We start from the raw sequence: 18,162 nt of genomic DNA, 5'->3' as shown, positions 1-18,162 counted from the left end.
GGAGTTATTTCGGGGTTTTAATTGATAATGATTATTATTAGTTATGTAAATCTATTTTATTTTTGTTTTTACAAATAAATAATAAATAATAAAGGAGGCCTATAATATGAAAAAATTAGGTTTTAAAAAATTAAGTTTCTTAGCGCTTATTTTTACTCTAGCCGTTGGACTATTTGCTTGTTCTAGCGCTAAACAAGATTCAAATTCTAACGAAGCTACAAAATTAAAAGTAGTAGCAACTAACTCTATTATCGCCGATATTACAAAAAATATCGCTGGTGATAAAATTGATTTACATAGTATCGTACCAGTTGGTCAAGACCCACATGAATACGAACCACTTCCTGATGATGTTAAAAAAACATCTCAAGCTAATCTTATCTTCTACAACGGTATTAACTTAGAAACTGGTGGTAACGCTTGGTTTACAAAATTAGTTCAAAATGCTAAAAAAGAAGAAAATAAAGATTACTACGCTGTTAGTGAAGGTGTTGATGTAATTTATCTTGAAGGTCAAAATGAAAAAGGTAAAGAAGATCCACACGCTTGGTTAAACCTTGAAAATGGTATGATATATGCTAAAAACATTGCTAAGCAATTAGAAGCTAAAGATCCTAAGAATAAAGATTTCTACGAAGCTAACCTTAAAACTTACTTAGAAAAACTTTCTAAATTAGATAAAGAAGCTAAAGAGAAATTCAATAACATTCCTAAAGAGAAAAAAACAATCGTAACTAGTGAAGGATGCTTCAAATACTTCTCTAAAGCATACAATGTACCATCTGCTTACATTTGGGAAATCAATACTGAAGAAGAAGGAACTCCAGATCAAATCAAAACTCTAGTTGAAAAATTACGTAAAACTAAAGTACCTTCTCTATTCGTAGAAAGCAGTGTTGACGAACGTCCAATGCAAACAGTATCAAAAGATACTAACATTCCTATTTACGAAAAAATCTTCACTGATTCAATTGCTGAACCAGGTCAAAACGGAGATAGCTACTACAACATGATGAAATGGAATTTAGATAAAATTGCTGAAGGATTAGCTAAATAATTACTCCTAAAACAACTCCCTGTATAAATATACAAGGAGTTGTTATTTTTATTCCATCATAATTTTTTTAACATTTAAACCTTTTATCTTATTACTATAGTATAAAATAAAGATTTCATATATTAATACAAATGCTATAAAACTACCAATTACTGAAATTAAATCAAAGTTATATGTTGTTTCGCTATCTAATTTTTTAGATAAAACTTTTAGTAATGTTCTTATTAAAAAATACTGATAAACTGTTCCTACAGCAAAACCTATGTATGCTACTACTCTATAACCTGATAATACTATTTTTGAACATTCACTTTTTGAAAATCCCATAATATTTAAAATAGATATATTTTTTATATTACTACTAGCAATCACTTCTAATGAAATTAATAATATAGATAACGATAATATCACACCTATTACCATCATCATAATCCTTATTGTTCCATCAACGAAATCCCTCATACCAAATGCCATTTGAATCATTGAAGAAAATGATAATGCAGCAAAAATAACAAAGAATAATAGAGTTTTATTACTAAATAATACTGTTGCTCTTAATTCTTTAAAAAAGTTTTTATATTGTCTAAATCTTCTTTTTCTAATTTTTTTATTTGTCAAATTTACTTGTTTAAGTAAGTTAATCGTTGGTACATTTAAATTAAACAGTACATACACAATTGATACTACTAAAAACAATAATGATGGTAATATAACCATTATTAATAAAAGTTTAGGATGAAAATTCATTGTAAGTTCAGATAATATATTATCTGTATTTCTACTCTCATAAAATTTCGGCATAAATAAATGCGAACTACTATACCCTAATAATGAACCTAAAAATACTAAAAATCCAAAAATAGAAAACTTAGATGCTACAAAGTTATTACTATAACCTTGAGCTTTTAATATTCCAATTTTATGTTTAGAATCATCAATAAATTGTTTTATATAGAATATTAACATTACGGCTGCACTTATTGATAAGACAGTTCCTGTTATAATAACTACAAATTTAGAAACAATAAGCTGAGCATCATAAAACTTTTTCTGCATTATATTAAATCCCGTAATATCTAGGCCTTTCAAATCTAAATATAAGTTAGAAAAAAGTGTAGTTATAAATACCGCACAAAAACTTACTATCACTACTGCAATTGCTTTTCTTAAATCTTTTAACTGTACTAGCATATAATTACCACCCTATCTCTTCTACAGATTTAGGTGTACAGTTTTCTTCAATAGAAGTTACTCTACCACTACCTACATGAATTATCTTATTTGAAAGTTCAGCAATATTCTCATTATGAGTTACCATTATCATTGTAAAGTTTGATTTATCTTTTAGTTTTAATAAGTACTCTAATATTTTTCTTCCAGTCGCCTCATCTAAAGCTCCTGTTGGTTCATCTAGAAATAGTACAGTTGGCTTCTTAGCTAATGCTCTCGCAATTGAAACACGCTGTTGCTCTCCTCCAGATAACTCATTTGGATATTTACTTAATTTATCTTCTAAACCTAATTCCTTTATAATATCAACATATTCTTTATTATTTGCTAAATTAGCTCCTACTTTAACATTTTGTTCTACTGTTAAATTATTTAATAAATAATATTGTTGGAAAACAAATCCTATTTTATCTTTACGAAACTTTGTTAATTGTTTTTCTGAGTAATCACTTATAGACTCATTATCATATACAACTTCTCCTGAATCTGACTTTTCTAAACCAGATAAAATATTTAATAATGTAGATTTCCCTGAACCTGAAGCCCCAAGTATAACAACAAATTCATTTTTATCAATTTTTAAATCTATTCCCCTTAAAACTTCTTGATCATTATATTTTTTCTTAATATTTTTTGCTGTAATCATTTAATCAATCTCCTTTAAATATTGTACTATTAAACTTTTAGCTATTTCTGCCATGTACTCAATAATTTCAGTTGATGTAAAATTATATATTCCCGTAACTGTTAATGTTGCAATACCATGACTATATATAAATAAGTGCTCATAAAATTTTTTTGCATTTTCTATTGAAATTTTATACTCTTTATCTATAGACTCAATTACTAATTTATATTCATAGTCTCGCATTGGAAGAAAATCTTTAAAACTTTCTACTTCTATACCTTTTCTCATAAATAACCATTGAAATAATTTAGGTTCATTTTTTGAAAATAATATATACTCTACTCCTAATCGTTTAAATGGACTATCATCTTTTAAAGCTAAATTAACTTTTTCTGAAAAAATATTTTCTGCAGCAAACTTTGCTTCATCTTCCAAATTTTTCATATTAGAAAACAAACTAAATATTACTTTAGTAGACGACTCCAATTTTTTAGCCAACTCTCTTGCAGTTAATGCTTCTATTCCATTTTCTCTTATAAAGTCTATAGTTACAGTCAAGACCTCTTCTTTAGTAAATTTAAATTTTGGTGCCATATTCAAACCTCCATTGATAGGTAACACTTGTTTCTTATTGTAATTTATTTTGTATGAAATGTCAACAGAAAAATTATTGAATTATTACAAGAAATCTTATACAATAAAAGTAGAATAAAAATTAGGAGTTATTTATGAATATAATTAGAAATTTACCTACACCAATTGCAGGTTTAGCATTAGGTTCTGCTGCATTAGGAAATTTATTACAACCATATTCCTCTTCCCTACAGTTATTATTTAATCTATTATCTTTGATAATAATTGTACTTTTAACTATTAAGTTTGTGTTGGAATTTGACAAATTAAAAAAAGAAATGGAAAATCCAGTTGTAGCGACAGTACTGGCAACATACCCTATGACAATTATGCTACTTGCTTCATTTTCAAAAAAATATATCGGGCTATTGAGTATGCCAGTATGGATAATTGGAATCTTTCTAGATTTTTGTGTTGTTTATTATGCAATTTATAATTTTATAATAAAGGAAAGACATATAAGTAAAATCTATCCAACTTGGTTTATTACCTTTGTTGGGCCAGCTGTTGTGACAGTAACAGCAATAAATTACAACTTAGAAACGCTAGGATTAATTTACTTCTACTTTTCTTATATTAACTATTTAGTATTATTACCTTTTGTTTTTTATAGAGTTTATAAATACAAACATTATAAAGATGGAGATTATCCTACTATTACTGTATTTTCTGCACCTGGTGGACTTTTACTAGCTAGTTATATGATTGGAGTAACGCAAAAAAGTAACATAATACTAGCAATACTAATACCACTTACAATATTATTGTTTATATTTGTCTTAATTCAATTACCTTATTTACTAAAAAGAAAATTCTACCCTAGCTTTTCAGCTTTTACCTTCCCATTGGTAATCTGCGCGATATCATTTCAAAAAACTGGGGTTTATTATCAACTAGCTGAATTTTCTATTCTAAATATTTTAATTCATCTAAGTGAATTGCTGGCAATAATTATTGTAATTTATGTATGGTATGGGTTTATTAAGAATTTATTTTATTCAAATTAAGTTAAAAAAGACACAGTTAAGTTCAAACTTAACCGTGTCTTTTAACTTATTATAAAATTTTACCTACTACTCTACTACCTCTTCAAAGTTCTCGATAACATCTTTTAACTCTAATTCTAAGATGTAACTAATACCTTTTTCTTGCATTGTTACCCCATATAAAGTATCCATAGCTTCCATAGTTCCTCGTCTGTGCGTAATAACTAAGAACTGATTATTCTCTGAATAAACTTTTAAGAATTTAGCAAATCTATTAACATTTTCTTCATCTAGTGCCGCTTCTACCTCATCTAGCACTACAAATGGTGGATTTTTAACCTGCAATATCGCAAACAATAAACTTATCGCAGTTAAAGATTTCTCCCCACCTGATAATAATGAAAGGTTTTGAAGTTTTTTACCAGGAGGTGAAGCTTCAATTACTATTCCAGTATTTAATATGTCATTCGGTGATTCTAAAGTCATATCTGCATAACCACCTTTGAACAATTCTTTAAATATTTTATTGAAGTTCTCTGCTACTTGAACAAATGTTGTTAAGAAACGTTCTTTTACTTCTTTATCAATCTCCGCGATAGTTTCTTCTAGTTTTTCTTTCGCTTCTACAAGATCGGTAATTTGCTCATTATAGAAGTCATAACGTTCTTTAACCTCTTCGAACTCTGCTATAGCATTTAGGTTTATATTACCTAACTCTACTATATCTTTTCGAAGTCTTACTACATCACTCTTATACGTTGGTACTTCATCAATATTTTCAGACGTCAATCTATTTGATACACTTTCGTACGTTACATTATAATTAGTAACAAGATTTTCTAGATATTCATCAATTTTAACTTCTAGCTTCGTCTGTTCTACAGTTAATTTTTCAAATTCTGCAGTTTTTTGGCGTAGACTTTCGTTATTTCTTTGTTGAGATACCGTAATTTCTTTTTCACGTTTGAATAATCCTGTTTTTTCCATATCAAGATCTGATAATAACGTCTTAAGTGTTGTTAGTCTTTCACCACATTCAGCAATTATTTTAGAATTATTTTCTAGTATCTGAAGTTCATCTTCTTCACTTAATGATTCAGCATCTTTAGACATTTCTAATTTTGTTAGTTGATCATTAATATCAGATATATCTGCTAATAGTGATTCTATTAACTCTAAACCATGCTTAGTAGTCTCTTCTAATTTTGATTTTTCAATCTTAAGCTCAGCAATTTTCTCTAAGAACAATTCTTCTGCACTTTGAGCATTTTGTTTCTTACTACTTTCCTCTTTGATTTTCTCATCAAGTTTTCGTAGTTCTACTCTAATCTTCTCAAGATTTTGAGTTAATTCAATAATATTACTTGAGTCATCTTCGTTGTCTTTAAATTCTAATAGTTTTTTCTCATTAAATTCAATATTTGCTTTTATATCAGTAATTTCAGAGTTTTTGTGATTTATACTTAATTCTAATTGCTTAAGTTTTAAAATCGCTTCTTCTTTAATAGATTTAGAATTTATGATTTCATCCATTACTTGTTGTTGTTGACTTTCTAGTAAACTCTTCTCATTTGCTAATTTCTCAATCTTTTCATTAATTTTATCAAGATTCTGCACTAGTTCATCAAGTTCAGCCTTGTGTTTAATAGATGAATTATTATTTTTATTAATAGCACCCCCTGTGATAGATCCACCACTATTGATGATTTGTCCATCAAGTGTAATAATTCTATTTCTAAAATTAATTTTACGGGCTATTCTATTGGCATTATCCATATTATCCACTATAAGAACAAGTCCTAATAGGTGAGAAATTATATTTTTATACTCAGTGTCAACAGTTATAAGATTCTCAGCAATATTGATAAATCCTTCTTCATTTACTACTGTTCTATAAATATCACTCGCTATAGCTTTTTCTTTAATATTATTTAATGGTAAAAATGTAACTCTACCTTTATTAGTTTTCTTTAAATGATTAATACACTCTTTTGCAACATTCTCATTTTCAACAATAATATTTTGTTGTGCTTGTCCTAAAGCAATATCAATTGCAACAGCATATTCATTATCGAATTCTACAATATTTGCTACACTATTGTGAACACCCGCTAAAGAATCTTTATTAGCAAGAATCTCTTTTACCCCAATATTATAAAAACTTAAATTATTAATTTGATCTTCTAAAAACTTCTTACGATTTTCAAGATTACTCTTAAAGTTGTATCCTGTGCGTATTTGTTCATCAATATTTTTCCCATTTGAATTAATTAAAATATTTTTTTCAACTAATATATCAAGTTCTTTTTGAAGGTTAGCTAGCTGCTCATTTAGAACTTTTTGCTCTTTATTAGCTGCTGTAAGTTCTTCTGTTTTTAAATCTAAAACTTGCTTTTGTCTTTCGATATTATCAAGAATCTCTTTACTATTTTCATCTGCACTCTCTAAATTCTTCTTAGCAAACTCTATACTATTTTCTAGTTTAGTTTCTTCGTTTATTAAGCTATAATAGTTATCTTTTAATTCTTCTATATTTTTTTCGATTAATTCTAGTTTACTCTCTTCTCCTGATTCTAACGAAGAGATTTCTTTATTAATCTTTTGAATTTTACTTTTAGATTCAGCATTTAGATTTTCTCTTTCTGCTAACTTACTTTCAAGGTTTTGTTTTCTTTCCTCAAGATACTTTATATCATCGTTAATTTTTTCACTTCTAAGTGTTCTATTATTTTTTCTTTCCTCAATAACACTCAATTGCGATTGAAGAGATTCTTTTTTCTGAACTAACTCTAACTCCTCATCATGATACTTCATGTATGTTTTATCTAGTGAAACTAAATTACTTTTAATAGATTCAAAATCTTTGATAAACTCTTCTTGTTTATTCTCTAAGCAAAGTTTTTCCGACTCTTTGTCTTGTTTAACTTTAAGTAAATCTGTAAGTCTCTTTTGATATTCAGCAATATTATAGACATTCAATAAAATATCTTTCTCTTCAAGTTCATTGGAATAATCTAAATACTTTTGAGTTTTATTCTTTTGATCTTCTAAGATTTCATAACGACCTGAAATTTCTGAGAAAATATCATATAACCTCATTAAATTGTCATTTGTTTTTTCTAATTTGAGATTAGTTTCTTTTTTCTTATTTTTATATTTTAATACTCCTGATGCCTCTTCAATAATTGCTCGACGATCGACAGGTTTAGACGAAATAATATCTTCTACCTTACCTTGAGTAATAATACTATAACTCTCTTTATTAATCCCAAGATCTAAATATATATCTGTAATATCTTTTAATTTTGCACGTTTATTATCAATGTAGTACTCACTATCACCATTTCTATACAAACGTCTTTTAATTTCACAACTATCTTCTCCGTTAGAAAATGTTACTGCTACTTCTGCAAAGTTCTTTCTTTTCGCATCTTCAGTCCCCGAAAAGATAACATCTTTCATGCTACTACCACGTAAATTTTTAGCAGACTGCTCCCCTAAAACCCAGCGAATAGCATCAATTATATTACTTTTTCCCGAACCATTCGGCCCGACAACACCAATTAAATTATTCTTAAATTCAAACGTTGTCTTCTTCTGAAAAGATTTAAAACCTGTAACTTCAACCTTTGCTAATTTCATCTTCTTCTCCTTTCATTGTTTTTAAATATCTTTGTGCCCTAGTTTTTCTAGTGCTTGTTTTGCTGATATTTGTTCTGACTCTTTCTTTGTTGTAGACGTTCCACTTCCGTATTGTTTTCCACCAATTAAAATAGCACTCGTGAAAGTTTTTGAATGTGATGGACCACTAGAATCAAGTACTACATATTCAATATCACCTAATTTAATTTTCGAAACATACTCTTGTAGTATAGTTTTATAATCTACAAAGCTGTGATACTCAAGATCTTGCACTTCTGTAAATAAAGTATTATTTAAGAAAGTTTTCACCACTTCAAGATTTGACTCTAAGTACATTGCTCCTGTGAATGATTCAAAAATATCAGCAAGTAAAGCTGCTCGACTTCTTCCGCCCATTTTTTCTTCACCTTTTCCTAGGTAAATACATTTATCTAACCCAAGTTGCAAAGCATATTTAACCAATGTCTTTTCACACACAATAGATGCACGTAACTTAGTAAGCTCACCTTCAGGAAGTTCAGAGAATTTCTTAAATAAAAATTCACTTGTTGTAAGTTCAACAACAGCATCTCCTAAAAATTCCAGACGCTCATAATTCAAATGCTTCGCAATTCTTTTCTCATTAGTATAAGAAGAATGAGAAAATGCATTTTTAAAATTATTACTGAATTTTAAATTAAATCCATACTCTTTATTCAAATTACTAAGTAATCTTTCAATATATGTCCGCTCCATAATTATTCTCCTTTCCTTTATATTTATCGGGAGAAACCGAAAAACTAACTTTATAAAACGTGTATAGCTGGTTTCTCCCCTGACAAAATTCTATTTATATTTAATCTAATAAAAACTCAGAGAACACATCGTTTCCATAGAATAATCCTTTTCTAGTTAAACGAAGTCTATTACCTTCAATCTCCAAGTATCCTTCTCTTATATTTTTGTCAATCACATCTTTGAAGATTTCTTCTGCTCTTTTTCCATACTTTTCTTCAAAAATATCTAAATCTACGCCTTCTAAGAGGCGGAGTCCTAAGAACATTTCCTCTTCAATTCTTTCCTTAAGCGTTACAGTATTCTCTTCACGTCTAGCATGACCTTTTTCCAACATACTATCAATATAGAATTTTAATGCACCCTGGTTAGCATAACGTACTCCATCAATATAACCATGAGCACCCGCTCCAAGACCATAATACTCTATATTCTTCCAGTAACTGCTATTATGAACACTCTCATGACCAGGTCTAGCAAAATTACTGATTTCGTACTGTTCATAACCATTTTCTGTTAAGAAGTTAATTACCTCATTGTACATTTTCTCTTCTGTTTCATTCGAAGGTAATGTAACTTTCTTATCTCTTACTTGATTATAAAGCTTAGTCTTTTGTTCTAATATCAATGAGTAACAAGAGACATGGCTAATATTATATCCCACAACCTTCTTCATACTATCATACAAATCGTCCATGGTCTGTTTCGGTAATGAAAACATTAAATCAACATTTATATCTTCAATACCATGTTTTTTACAATTAGTAATTGCCATATCCACATCATCAGCAACATGTCCTCGTCCAAGAATTTTTAACAGCTCGTTATTAAAAGTCTGAACTCCCATGCTAATTCTATCAACTCCGTAGCCCTTTACCAAAGCAACCCGAGAATCAACAAGATCCTCAGGGTTCGCTTCAAAAGTAAATTCACGCAGTTGTTGTGGAATTTTATTTCTTAATGCAGTCAATAAACGATAAAGTTGTTCATCATTTAATGCACTAGGTGTTCCACCACCAATATAAATAGTTTCAACATTTTGAATGTTTTCCATACCCTCGATTTCTTTGATTAAGCAATCTATATACTTATCAACAGGCTGTCTTTGTATATAAAACTTATTGAAATCACAGTATGAACAAATATACTTACAAAATGGAATATGAATATATACTCCGCGTGGATAACTTTTCATTATTCTTCATCCATTTTCAGAACAGCCATGAAGGCATCTTGAGGAACTTCTACGCTACCAACAGCTTTCATTCTCTCTTTACCTTTTTTCTGTTTCTCTAATAGTTTACGTTTCCTACTGATATCCCCTCCGTAACATTTAGCAAGAACGTTTTTACGCATTGCTTTAATAGTTTCACGAGAGATAATTTTGTTTCCAATTGCCGCTTGGATAGGAATCTCGAATTGTTGTTTAGGAATAAGTTTTTTAAGTTTTTCTACAATAACTTTACCACGTTGGTAAGCGAATTCTCTGTGAACGATAAAGCTTAAAGCATCGACTTGTTCACCATTTAATAGAATATCCATCTTAACAAGGTTACTATCTTTATATCCTGTTAATTCATAGTCAAATGACGCATATCCTTTTGTATTAGATTTAAGTTGATCAAAGAAGTCAAAGACGATTTCTGATAAAGGTATATCATAAGTAATATTAACCCTTGTATCATCGATATATTCCATATTTAAGAAGATACCACGTTTCTTCTGACAAAGATCCATAACAGCACCTACATAGTCATTTGGTACCATAATGCTCGCCTTAACGAATGGCTCAGTTATTTTATTGATTTTTTGTGGATCTGGCATTTCTGATGGGTTTGATACATCTACTAAAGTTCCGTCAGTTTTCTCAACTTTGTAAATAACCGATGGTGCAGTAGCGATGATATCAATATTAAATTCACGCTCGATACGCTCTTGGATAATTTCCATGTGTAACATTCCTAAGAATCCACATCTAAATCCGAATCCAAGTGCTTGTGACGTTTCCGCTTCATATTGTAAAGCTGAGTCATTAAGTTCTAATTTTTCTAATGCTTCACGTAAGTCATTATATTTTGATGAATCGATTGGATATAATCCACAGAATACCATTGGATTTAATTTTCTATATCCAGATAATGCTTCTTTAGCTGGATTATTCGCTAATGTGATTGTATCCCCTACACGAGTTTCACTTACATTTTTGATAGATGCACAGATAAATCCTACATCCCCTGCAGTAAGTTCATCAACAATTTTTTCTTTAGGTGTGTGAATACCAACTTCAGTAACCTCGAACACACCACCAGTAGCCATCATCTTAATCTTATCTCCAGCTTTTACAGTACCGTTCTTAATACGAACTGAAACAATAACTCCTCTATACGCATCGTATAAAGAATCAAAGATTAACGCTTGTAGCGGTTCAGCAGCATCACCTGATGGAGCTGGGATATATTCTACGATTTGTTCTAAGATTTCATCAATACCAATACCCGCCTTAGCAGAAGCAAGAACGATGTCATCTGTTGGTAATCCAATTACATCTTCAATCTCAGTCTTAACCTTCTCAGGATCCGCTGCAGGTAAGTCAATTTTATTAATAATTGGAATAATTTCTAAATTATTATCTAATGCTAAGTATACGTTAGCTAAAGTTTGTGCTTCAATACCTTGAGCAGCATCAACTACTAAAATAGCCCCCTCACATGCTGCTAGAGAGCGAGATACTTCATATGTGAAGTCTACGTGTCCCGGTGTATCGATTAAGTGGAAAATATACTCTTCTCCATTTTTAGCAGTATATTGTAATTGTACTGCATTAAGTTTAATTGTAATACCTCTTTCACGCTCAATATCCATTGAATCTAGAAGTTGTGCTTTCATCTCACGTTGTTCTAACGCCTTTGTTTTCTCTAAAATTCTATCCGCAAGAGTTGATTTCCCGTGGTCAATATGTGCAATTATAGAAAAATTCCTTATCTTCTTTTGCCTTTCATTTCTTCTATCCATTTTATTCTTCCTTTACAAATCTTGTTTTTCTACATAATCCTTAGCTGTATAATACGAAAAACCATCTCTTATTAGCTTTTCAATCAGCTTTTGTTTAAGTGCATACCCTTCGTATCTGCGACTATAACTTTGATAAGCCCTTCTAAAATGCTCATCTAATATATCATCTTCATCTTCTTCCTCATAGTCTTCGAAAAATATGTCAAACACCTTTCTTATTATATCAGATGTAAAGCCATTTGTATAAAGTTTTTGTGTTATTTTTTGAACTTTTTTATTTTTTGTCTCTCTTCGTACTTTATATTCATGCTCAATAATTTTATAAAGCATTTCTATCATTGCTTCTTCAGTACAAATTTTCGCAATACTTTCTTCAATAACGTCTTTATCCAAGCCCTTTTCTAACAATTTTCTTTGTATCCAATAAGGACCTTTTTGATTTAGGTTGAAATAATCCGTTACCGCAGCTTCTACATAATGGTCATCATTCAAATAACCTATTTCTATTAACTTCTCTATTGCCTCATCAATAACATTTTCAGCAATTTCTTTCTTCTGAAGATATTCTCTTATATCCTGCTTAGTTCTTAAACCAAATTGTAAATAATGTACAGCCTTGCTATAAGCACTCTCTATACTCTCATGAGCTATGATTTCTTTAAGTTGCTCTTTTGATAAATCTATTTTTTTTATAAGTCCATATTTTATTATCGTATCTTCAGAAACATAAAAATGTTTACCATTTTCTAATTCAATTTTATACTTAACTTTTAGCTTTGTTATATTTGTAACTTGCAAATTTACACCTACTTTCTACATTCCTCGCTAAAAAACTCTTACCTTTAATTTTATCAAAAAACACATAAAAAAGGAAATGTTAGAAAGAAAAAATTCCCAAACCATAAGGCTTGAGAATTTTTATTTTCAACTAAGATACTACGTTATTTTTTAATTAATCCTTCTTTTTGTAGATATTCTTTTGCTACATCATAAGCAGGTTTCCCTTCAATATCTACTTTGTAATTCATTTCAGTCATTTCTTTTTCTGTTATTTTTCCAGCAAGTTTATTTAAGATTTTTTCAAGTTCTGGATGTTTTTTTAAAGTCTCTTCTCTTAATAACGGTGCCCCTTGATATGGTGGGAACAAACGTCTATCATCATTTAACAATTTAAGTTTATTTGTAATTATCTTACTATCTGTTGAGAACACATCGATAATATTTACATCACCATTTGAAATAGCTTGATATTTTAACGCTATTTCCATAGTTTTAACATTTAGATTCAAGTGATAAAGATTTTTAAGTCCTATACCACCATCTTTTCTATCATTAAATTCTAATGAAAATCCTACTTTTGAAGAATTTTCTACTAATTTTATATCTGAGATATTATTTAATTTATTTTTATTTGCAAAATCTTCTGTTACAGCTAATGCATATGTATCCTGAAATTTTGTGGGTTTTAAATATACTAGTTTATCTTGTTCAAATATTTTCTTACGTGCAACTTCATAAACTTCATCAGGATCATTAGAAGGAACAGTTTCTGGTGTTTTCAATAATGTTGTCGTAACTGTACCTGTAAACTCTGGATAAATATCAATACTTTTACCTTTTAACGCCTCATATAAGAAACTAGTTTTACCGAAGTTCGGTTTAACCTCAACATCGATTTTAGTTTCATCTTCTATAAGTATTTTATACATATTTATTAAAATTTCTGGTTCTGCTCCTATTTTACCCGCTATTATTAGTTTATCATTAGACATTTTTCCAATTGGAAAGAAACTGATTGTTAAAGCTACTACAGCCGCAAGTAATGATGCTAAAATTGTTTTTGGTTTTTTATCTTGTAAGAACTTAATTAATAATCCAAAAATTATAGCTAAGATTGCTGAGGAAATTGCCCCGATTAGAATTAACGCAGAGTTGTTTCTATCTATACCTAGTAAAATAAATGAACCTAATCCTCCTGCTCCTATTAGAGCAGCTAGAGTCGCTGTACCAATAATCATAATACTAGCAGTTCTTACACCATCCATAAGTATAGGCATTGCTAATGCAAGTTGGTATTTTTTCAATTTTTCTAATTTTGTCATACCAAATACAGTTGCAGCTTCTTCTAATGATGAATCAATCTCCGATAATCCAGTAATTGTACTTTGTAATATTGGAAATATAGCATAAATTACTAATGCCACAACTGCTGGTAATGTACCAATTCCCATAAATGGAATGAATAGACCTAATAATGCAAGAGAAGGAATCGTTTGGAAAATACCAGTAATTTGTAAAAACCATTCACTTGTCTTTTTATTCCCTGAGATAATTATTCCTAACGGAACTGCAATAAATATAGCAATAATAAGTGATAATAATGAAATCTGAAGATGCTCATATAAACCAGTTATCCAATCACTTTTTCTTTCTAAAAATGTATTTACTAAATTCATTATTTATCCCCCCTTGCAAAAAATTCACGAACAAAGTCATCCGCAGGGTTTTCTTTTAATACCTCTGGTGTAGCAATTTGAACTACCTTACCATTTTTTAAGACACAAATTCTATCGGCAAGTTTCATAGCTTCATCCATGTCATGAGTTACAAAAACTGTCGTCATTTTATACTCATTGTGTAAGGTTTTTATCAAATCTTGTAATTGAACTTTACTAATAGGATCTAATGCAGAAAATGGTTCATCCATCAGTAAAATTTTAGGATTAGCAATAATTGCACGTAGTATTCCTACACGTTGTTTTTCTCCGCCAGAAAGTTCTTTAGGAAAACGATTCATATAATGCTTAGGATTTAATCCTACTTTCCTTAATAAATCCTCTGTTTTATCTTTAATTTCTTTTTTATCAAAATTTTTCATTTCTGGAATTAGCGCTATATTTTCGGCAACCGTAAGATTCGGAAATAGTGCAATTTGTTGCAGAACATAGCCAGTTTTAAGTCTCAACTCTCTTAAATCATAGTCTTTTAGTCTCTTATCTTCAAAATAAATATCACCGTCTGATTGTTCTATCAGCCTATTTATTAATTTTAAAGTTGTCGTTTTTCCACTACCACTTGGTCCTACAAGAACAAAAAATTCTCCTTCTTCTATTTCGAAACTTAATCTATCAAGTATCAAGCCATTTGTAGAACAACATAACGATACGTTTTTATACTCTATCATTTTTATACCTTCTTCCTTATTTCTTCATAATCACAAAACTTTCAAATTTTTTCAACTACTTATCTTTATACTATCATGAAGTTAATCTAATAAACAAGTATGAACTTTATAGTATCCTAGTTACTTTTGGGTTACTTTAAACTATCAAAGCAATAAAACTACCTCATTTGAAATTTTATCATCTTATCTTGACTAAGCAATCTTTAATAAATTTTTTAATTTAGTTTTCCCTATATATATTATTCTAACCTTTAAATCTACAACTGTCAACATTTTAAGTTTCACAAATATAGATAACCTATATATGCTTTATAGATTAATAAAAATAGAAGTGTCTCAGCAAAATCGATTTCTTCAAAATCACGATTTTTGAGCCACTTCCACTAAGTGATAAATTAACTTGATGTTCTTACATCGCTCTTCATTTATGTTTTCCGATCCTTGTTTTGTATCACTAAGATATTTTTGGATTTCATTATAAATATTGTTCAAAGCCCTCAACATTTAGGTTTAATTATGTCGCTGCAATTTCTGGAGAAATATGACCTTTTTTCATTAAAGTAATGACAGCTTGTTCCACTCCTTCTGCACGTCCTCGTTCTATTGCCTGTGCCATTCCGTATTCTATTTCTTCTTCACGTGCATATGCGTACGTCGCCCATTGATGATCTAATTGCCTTATTCTTTCATCATACATATATTTACATCTCCTGCAAATAAGATTCGAACTCTTGCTCTGTTATGTTTAGCTTTTTCGCTCCTACTTCTTTTGCTATAATTCCTTCTTTTACTAAGTTTACTATTGTACCTATTTTCCCTTGTTGCATTCCTTGTTCCATTCCTCGTTGCATACCATATTCTATTCCTTCTTCACGTGCATATGCGTATGTCGCCCATTGATGATCTAATTGTCTTGTTCTTTCATCATACATATCTTTTTCCTCCTTAGTCCAGTTTCTAACATTAAGTAAATCATCGGCTTGATCAATTACTTCACCAGGTTCACTTGTGTACTTCTTGTTGCCGAAAAATTCTAACCAGCGAACTTTATTATAACTTTCTTTTAATTCTGGTTTGTATTTTTTAAGTTCTAAAAATACGATTTTTAATAACGGCATCTCTTTTATGTCATTGTCTACATACATTTTCAGCTCGGTGTTTCTTGTTTCTTCTTTGATTAAAAAAGTACTTATAGGATCATCACCTTCAAAGTAGTTTCTATCGACTATTGCAGCTACATAAACTGGTGGTAGTTTTTTATAAATAGCGTGTCTTTCTTCTTCGTTTTGTTTTAACCTTTCGATATTGTCATTAACTTGTTTGCATAGGTAAGCCCAGATGCGATTCATAAAGAATGCCTGCTTAGCTAATTGCACTTCAATTATAACTTGTGCGTGGTTGTCTAGTTCAACAAGTATATCAACAGCTATATTAAAATCATCTTCTACATTACTATTAGCTCGAAATATTTTATCGCCACCAATTAGTTTTGCGCTTTTTGCCGGTAGATCGAAAATATCTTGTACAAATTGCAATGCTACTGCTTCATTACAAAATACCTTTTTAACAACTAAATCATATATTGGTTTAATGTTTTTATGTCGCTCTTCCATATTTTTTTCACTCCTTATTTTTTAATTATATTATTTTTATATTTTACTTTCTTCCCTATTCTTAACTTCATTATACTAGAAAAAAAATATTTTTTCTAATGATATCAGCGTTTTACGCGAAGTTCAAACACAAAAAATCCAAGAACTGAATCGTTTGATTCTTTCTTGGATTTCTTGCTCTTCTCAGCTATCTAAATAGATAATGTTAAAGATTTATTCTCGATGATTTAGCAATTTCTACTCTTCATCTTCTCTACGTCTTTTGGCAACAGCTAGCAGACTTCCTAACATAGCTAATCCTAATCCTGCTAAACCTGTATTTGTTTCAGATTCACCGGTATTTGCTAATCGTTTTGTAGATTTATTAGCTGTTGGATTTTCTTTGTTATCTGATGATTTTTGCGATTGTAGCTCACCTTTTTCAGATGTTTTAATCTTCGCTGGTGTTATTACCAACGGTACTTCTACTGTTGGTTTACCTGGTTCTGTAATCTTAGCTACTCCTGGTACTTTTCCTTCTGGTAAATCACTATTTGGTACTTTACCTTTTCCGTCTTGTCCAATTATTACGACAATAGGTGTTCCGTTCTTACCTGGAATTTCTACCTTCGTTCCTGGTGGATATGTTGATCCATCTGGTTTCTTAGGTGTTACAGTTACATCCCCTGTACTTGGATCTTGCTCTAACTCTACTGTTGGAGTAAGTTTCGCTGGCGTTGTTACAACTGGTACTTCTACTGTTGGTTTACCCGGTTCTGTGATCTTAGCTGTTCCTGGTACTTTACCTTCTGGTAAGTCATTATTTGGAACTTTTCCTTTTCCGTCTTGTCCAATTATTACAACAATCGGTGTTCCATTCTTACCTGGAATTTCCACCTTCGTTCCTGGTGGGTATGTTGACCCGTCTGGTTTCTTAGGTGTTACAGTTACGTCCCCTGTGTTTGGATCTTGTTCCAACTCTACTGTTGGTGTAAGTTTCGCTGGTGTTGTTACCACCGGTACTTCTTCAGTTGGTTTTCCTGGTTCTGTAATCTTAGCTACTCCTGGTACTTTTCCTTCTGGTAAATCACTGTTCGGTACTTTACCTTTTCCGTCTTGTCCAATTATTACGACAATCGATGTTCCATTCTTACCTGGAATTTCCACCTTCGTTCCTGGTGGATATGTTGATCCGTCTGGTTTCTTAGGTGTTACTGTTACATCTCCTGTACTTGGATCTTGTTCTAACTCTACTGTTGGAGTCTTACGTGCTGGCGTTGTTACATCAACTGGTTTAGATGGTCTCTTATTCGGTTCTGTTACTGTTCCTTTTCCTGGTAAAGCTCCTTTTGGAAGTTTGTCATTTGGCACTTCACCTGATCCATTATCTCCGATAGTAACTTCGATTGGAGTATTATTATCAC

At 30.3% G+C, this 18,162-nt stretch carries 15 protein-coding genes; 2 read left to right on the top strand and 13 right to left on the bottom strand.

The window, feature by feature from the left end; translation table 11 throughout:
- The first annotated feature begins 106 nt into the window (after positions 1–106).
- Positions 107–1,057 carry a metal ABC transporter substrate-binding protein gene (locus RWQ73_RS04745; RefSeq protein ID WP_314085217.1) on the top strand — a complete coding sequence of 317 codons (951 nt, stop codon included), beginning with the start codon at positions 107–109 and terminating at the stop codon, positions 1,055–1,057.
- Positions 1,058–1,105: 48 nt separating this feature from the next.
- Here the strand turns inward: RWQ73_RS04745 and RWQ73_RS04740 are convergent, their stop codons facing one another.
- Genes RWQ73_RS04740 through RWQ73_RS04730 form a run of 3 tightly spaced genes read right to left on the bottom strand, consistent with a single transcriptional unit; the run spans position 1,106 to position 3,509 of the window.
- Positions 1,106–2,248 carry an FtsX-like permease family protein gene (locus tag RWQ73_RS04740; protein ID WP_314406939.1) on the bottom strand — a complete coding sequence of 381 codons (1,143 nt, stop codon included), beginning with the start codon at positions 2,246–2,248 and terminating at the stop codon, positions 1,106–1,108.
- Positions 2,249–2,252: 4 nt separating this feature from the next.
- The gene (locus tag RWQ73_RS04735) at positions 2,253–2,933 is read right to left on the bottom strand and encodes an ABC transporter ATP-binding protein (protein WP_314406937.1); all 681 of its coding nucleotides are present in this window, start codon (positions 2,931–2,933) and stop codon (positions 2,253–2,255) included.
- A complete protein-coding gene (locus RWQ73_RS04730; RefSeq protein ID WP_314406935.1) occupies positions 2,934–3,509 on the bottom strand; it encodes a TetR/AcrR family transcriptional regulator in 576 nt (191 codons plus the stop codon).
- A gap of 134 nt (positions 3,510–3,643) precedes the next feature.
- On the opposite strand from RWQ73_RS04730, the gene RWQ73_RS04725 reads away from it, so the two are divergent.
- Positions 3,644–4,555, top strand: a complete 912-nt coding sequence (locus RWQ73_RS04725) for a TDT family transporter (RefSeq protein ID WP_314406933.1) — start codon at positions 3,644–3,646, stop codon at positions 4,553–4,555.
- Between the two features lie 66 nt (positions 4,556–4,621).
- Here RWQ73_RS04725 and smc read toward each other — a convergent pair whose 3' ends face one another.
- The 10 genes from smc to RWQ73_RS04675 all read right to left on the bottom strand — a co-directional run.
- A complete protein-coding gene (smc, locus tag RWQ73_RS04720) occupies positions 4,622–8,176 on the bottom strand; it encodes a chromosome segregation protein SMC (protein ID WP_314406931.1) in 3,555 nt (1,184 codons plus the stop codon).
- Positions 8,177–8,197: 21 nt separating this feature from the next.
- Positions 8,198–8,911 carry a ribonuclease III gene (gene rnc, locus RWQ73_RS04715; protein ID WP_314406929.1) on the bottom strand — a complete coding sequence of 238 codons (714 nt, stop codon included), beginning with the start codon at positions 8,909–8,911 and terminating at the stop codon, positions 8,198–8,200.
- Positions 8,912–9,011: 100 nt separating this feature from the next.
- The gene (hemW, locus tag RWQ73_RS04710; RefSeq protein WP_314406927.1) at positions 9,012–10,145 is read right to left on the bottom strand and encodes a radical SAM family heme chaperone HemW; all 1,134 of its coding nucleotides are present in this window, start codon (positions 10,143–10,145) and stop codon (positions 9,012–9,014) included.
- Positions 10,145–11,962, bottom strand: coding sequence for a translation elongation factor 4 (lepA, locus tag RWQ73_RS04705; RefSeq protein WP_314406924.1), 1,818 nt, complete (start codon positions 11,960–11,962; stop codon positions 10,145–10,147). The genes hemW and lepA overlap by 1 nt, the downstream gene beginning before the upstream one ends.
- Before the next feature lie 12 nt (positions 11,963–11,974).
- Positions 11,975–12,760 (bottom strand): RecX family transcriptional regulator, encoded by a 786-nt coding sequence (locus RWQ73_RS04700; RefSeq protein ID WP_314406923.1) that lies wholly within the window; start codon positions 12,758–12,760, stop codon positions 11,975–11,977.
- 143 nt (positions 12,761–12,903) lie between these two features.
- Positions 12,904–14,418 (bottom strand): ABC transporter permease/substrate-binding protein, encoded by a 1,515-nt coding sequence (locus RWQ73_RS04695; protein ID WP_314406922.1) that lies wholly within the window; start codon positions 14,416–14,418, stop codon positions 12,904–12,906.
- The gene (locus RWQ73_RS04690; protein ID WP_314406920.1) at positions 14,418–15,146 is read right to left on the bottom strand and encodes an ABC transporter ATP-binding protein; all 729 of its coding nucleotides are present in this window, start codon (positions 15,144–15,146) and stop codon (positions 14,418–14,420) included. Before RWQ73_RS04690 ends, RWQ73_RS04695 begins: the two co-directional genes overlap by 1 nt.
- 514 nt (positions 15,147–15,660) lie before the next feature.
- Positions 15,661–15,843, bottom strand: coding sequence for a hypothetical protein (locus RWQ73_RS04685; protein WP_314087125.1), 183 nt, complete (start codon positions 15,841–15,843; stop codon positions 15,661–15,663).
- A gap of 4 nt (positions 15,844–15,847) precedes the next feature.
- Positions 15,848–16,759 (bottom strand): Rpn family recombination-promoting nuclease/putative transposase, encoded by a 912-nt coding sequence (locus RWQ73_RS04680; protein ID WP_314087128.1) that lies wholly within the window; start codon positions 16,757–16,759, stop codon positions 15,848–15,850.
- Positions 16,760–16,996: 237 nt separating this feature from the next.
- Positions 16,997–18,162, bottom strand: a 1,166-nt coding sequence (locus tag RWQ73_RS04675; protein WP_314406919.1) for an LPXTG cell wall anchor domain-containing protein, incomplete at its 5' end; no start/stop codon positions are given.

Source organism: uncultured Gemella sp., from assembly GCF_963525875.1.
GTDB lineage: Bacteria > Bacillota > Bacilli > Staphylococcales > Gemellaceae > Gemella.
The sequence above is the reverse complement of the archived record's forward strand: the minus strand, read 5'-3'. Positions and strand labels throughout refer to the sequence as shown.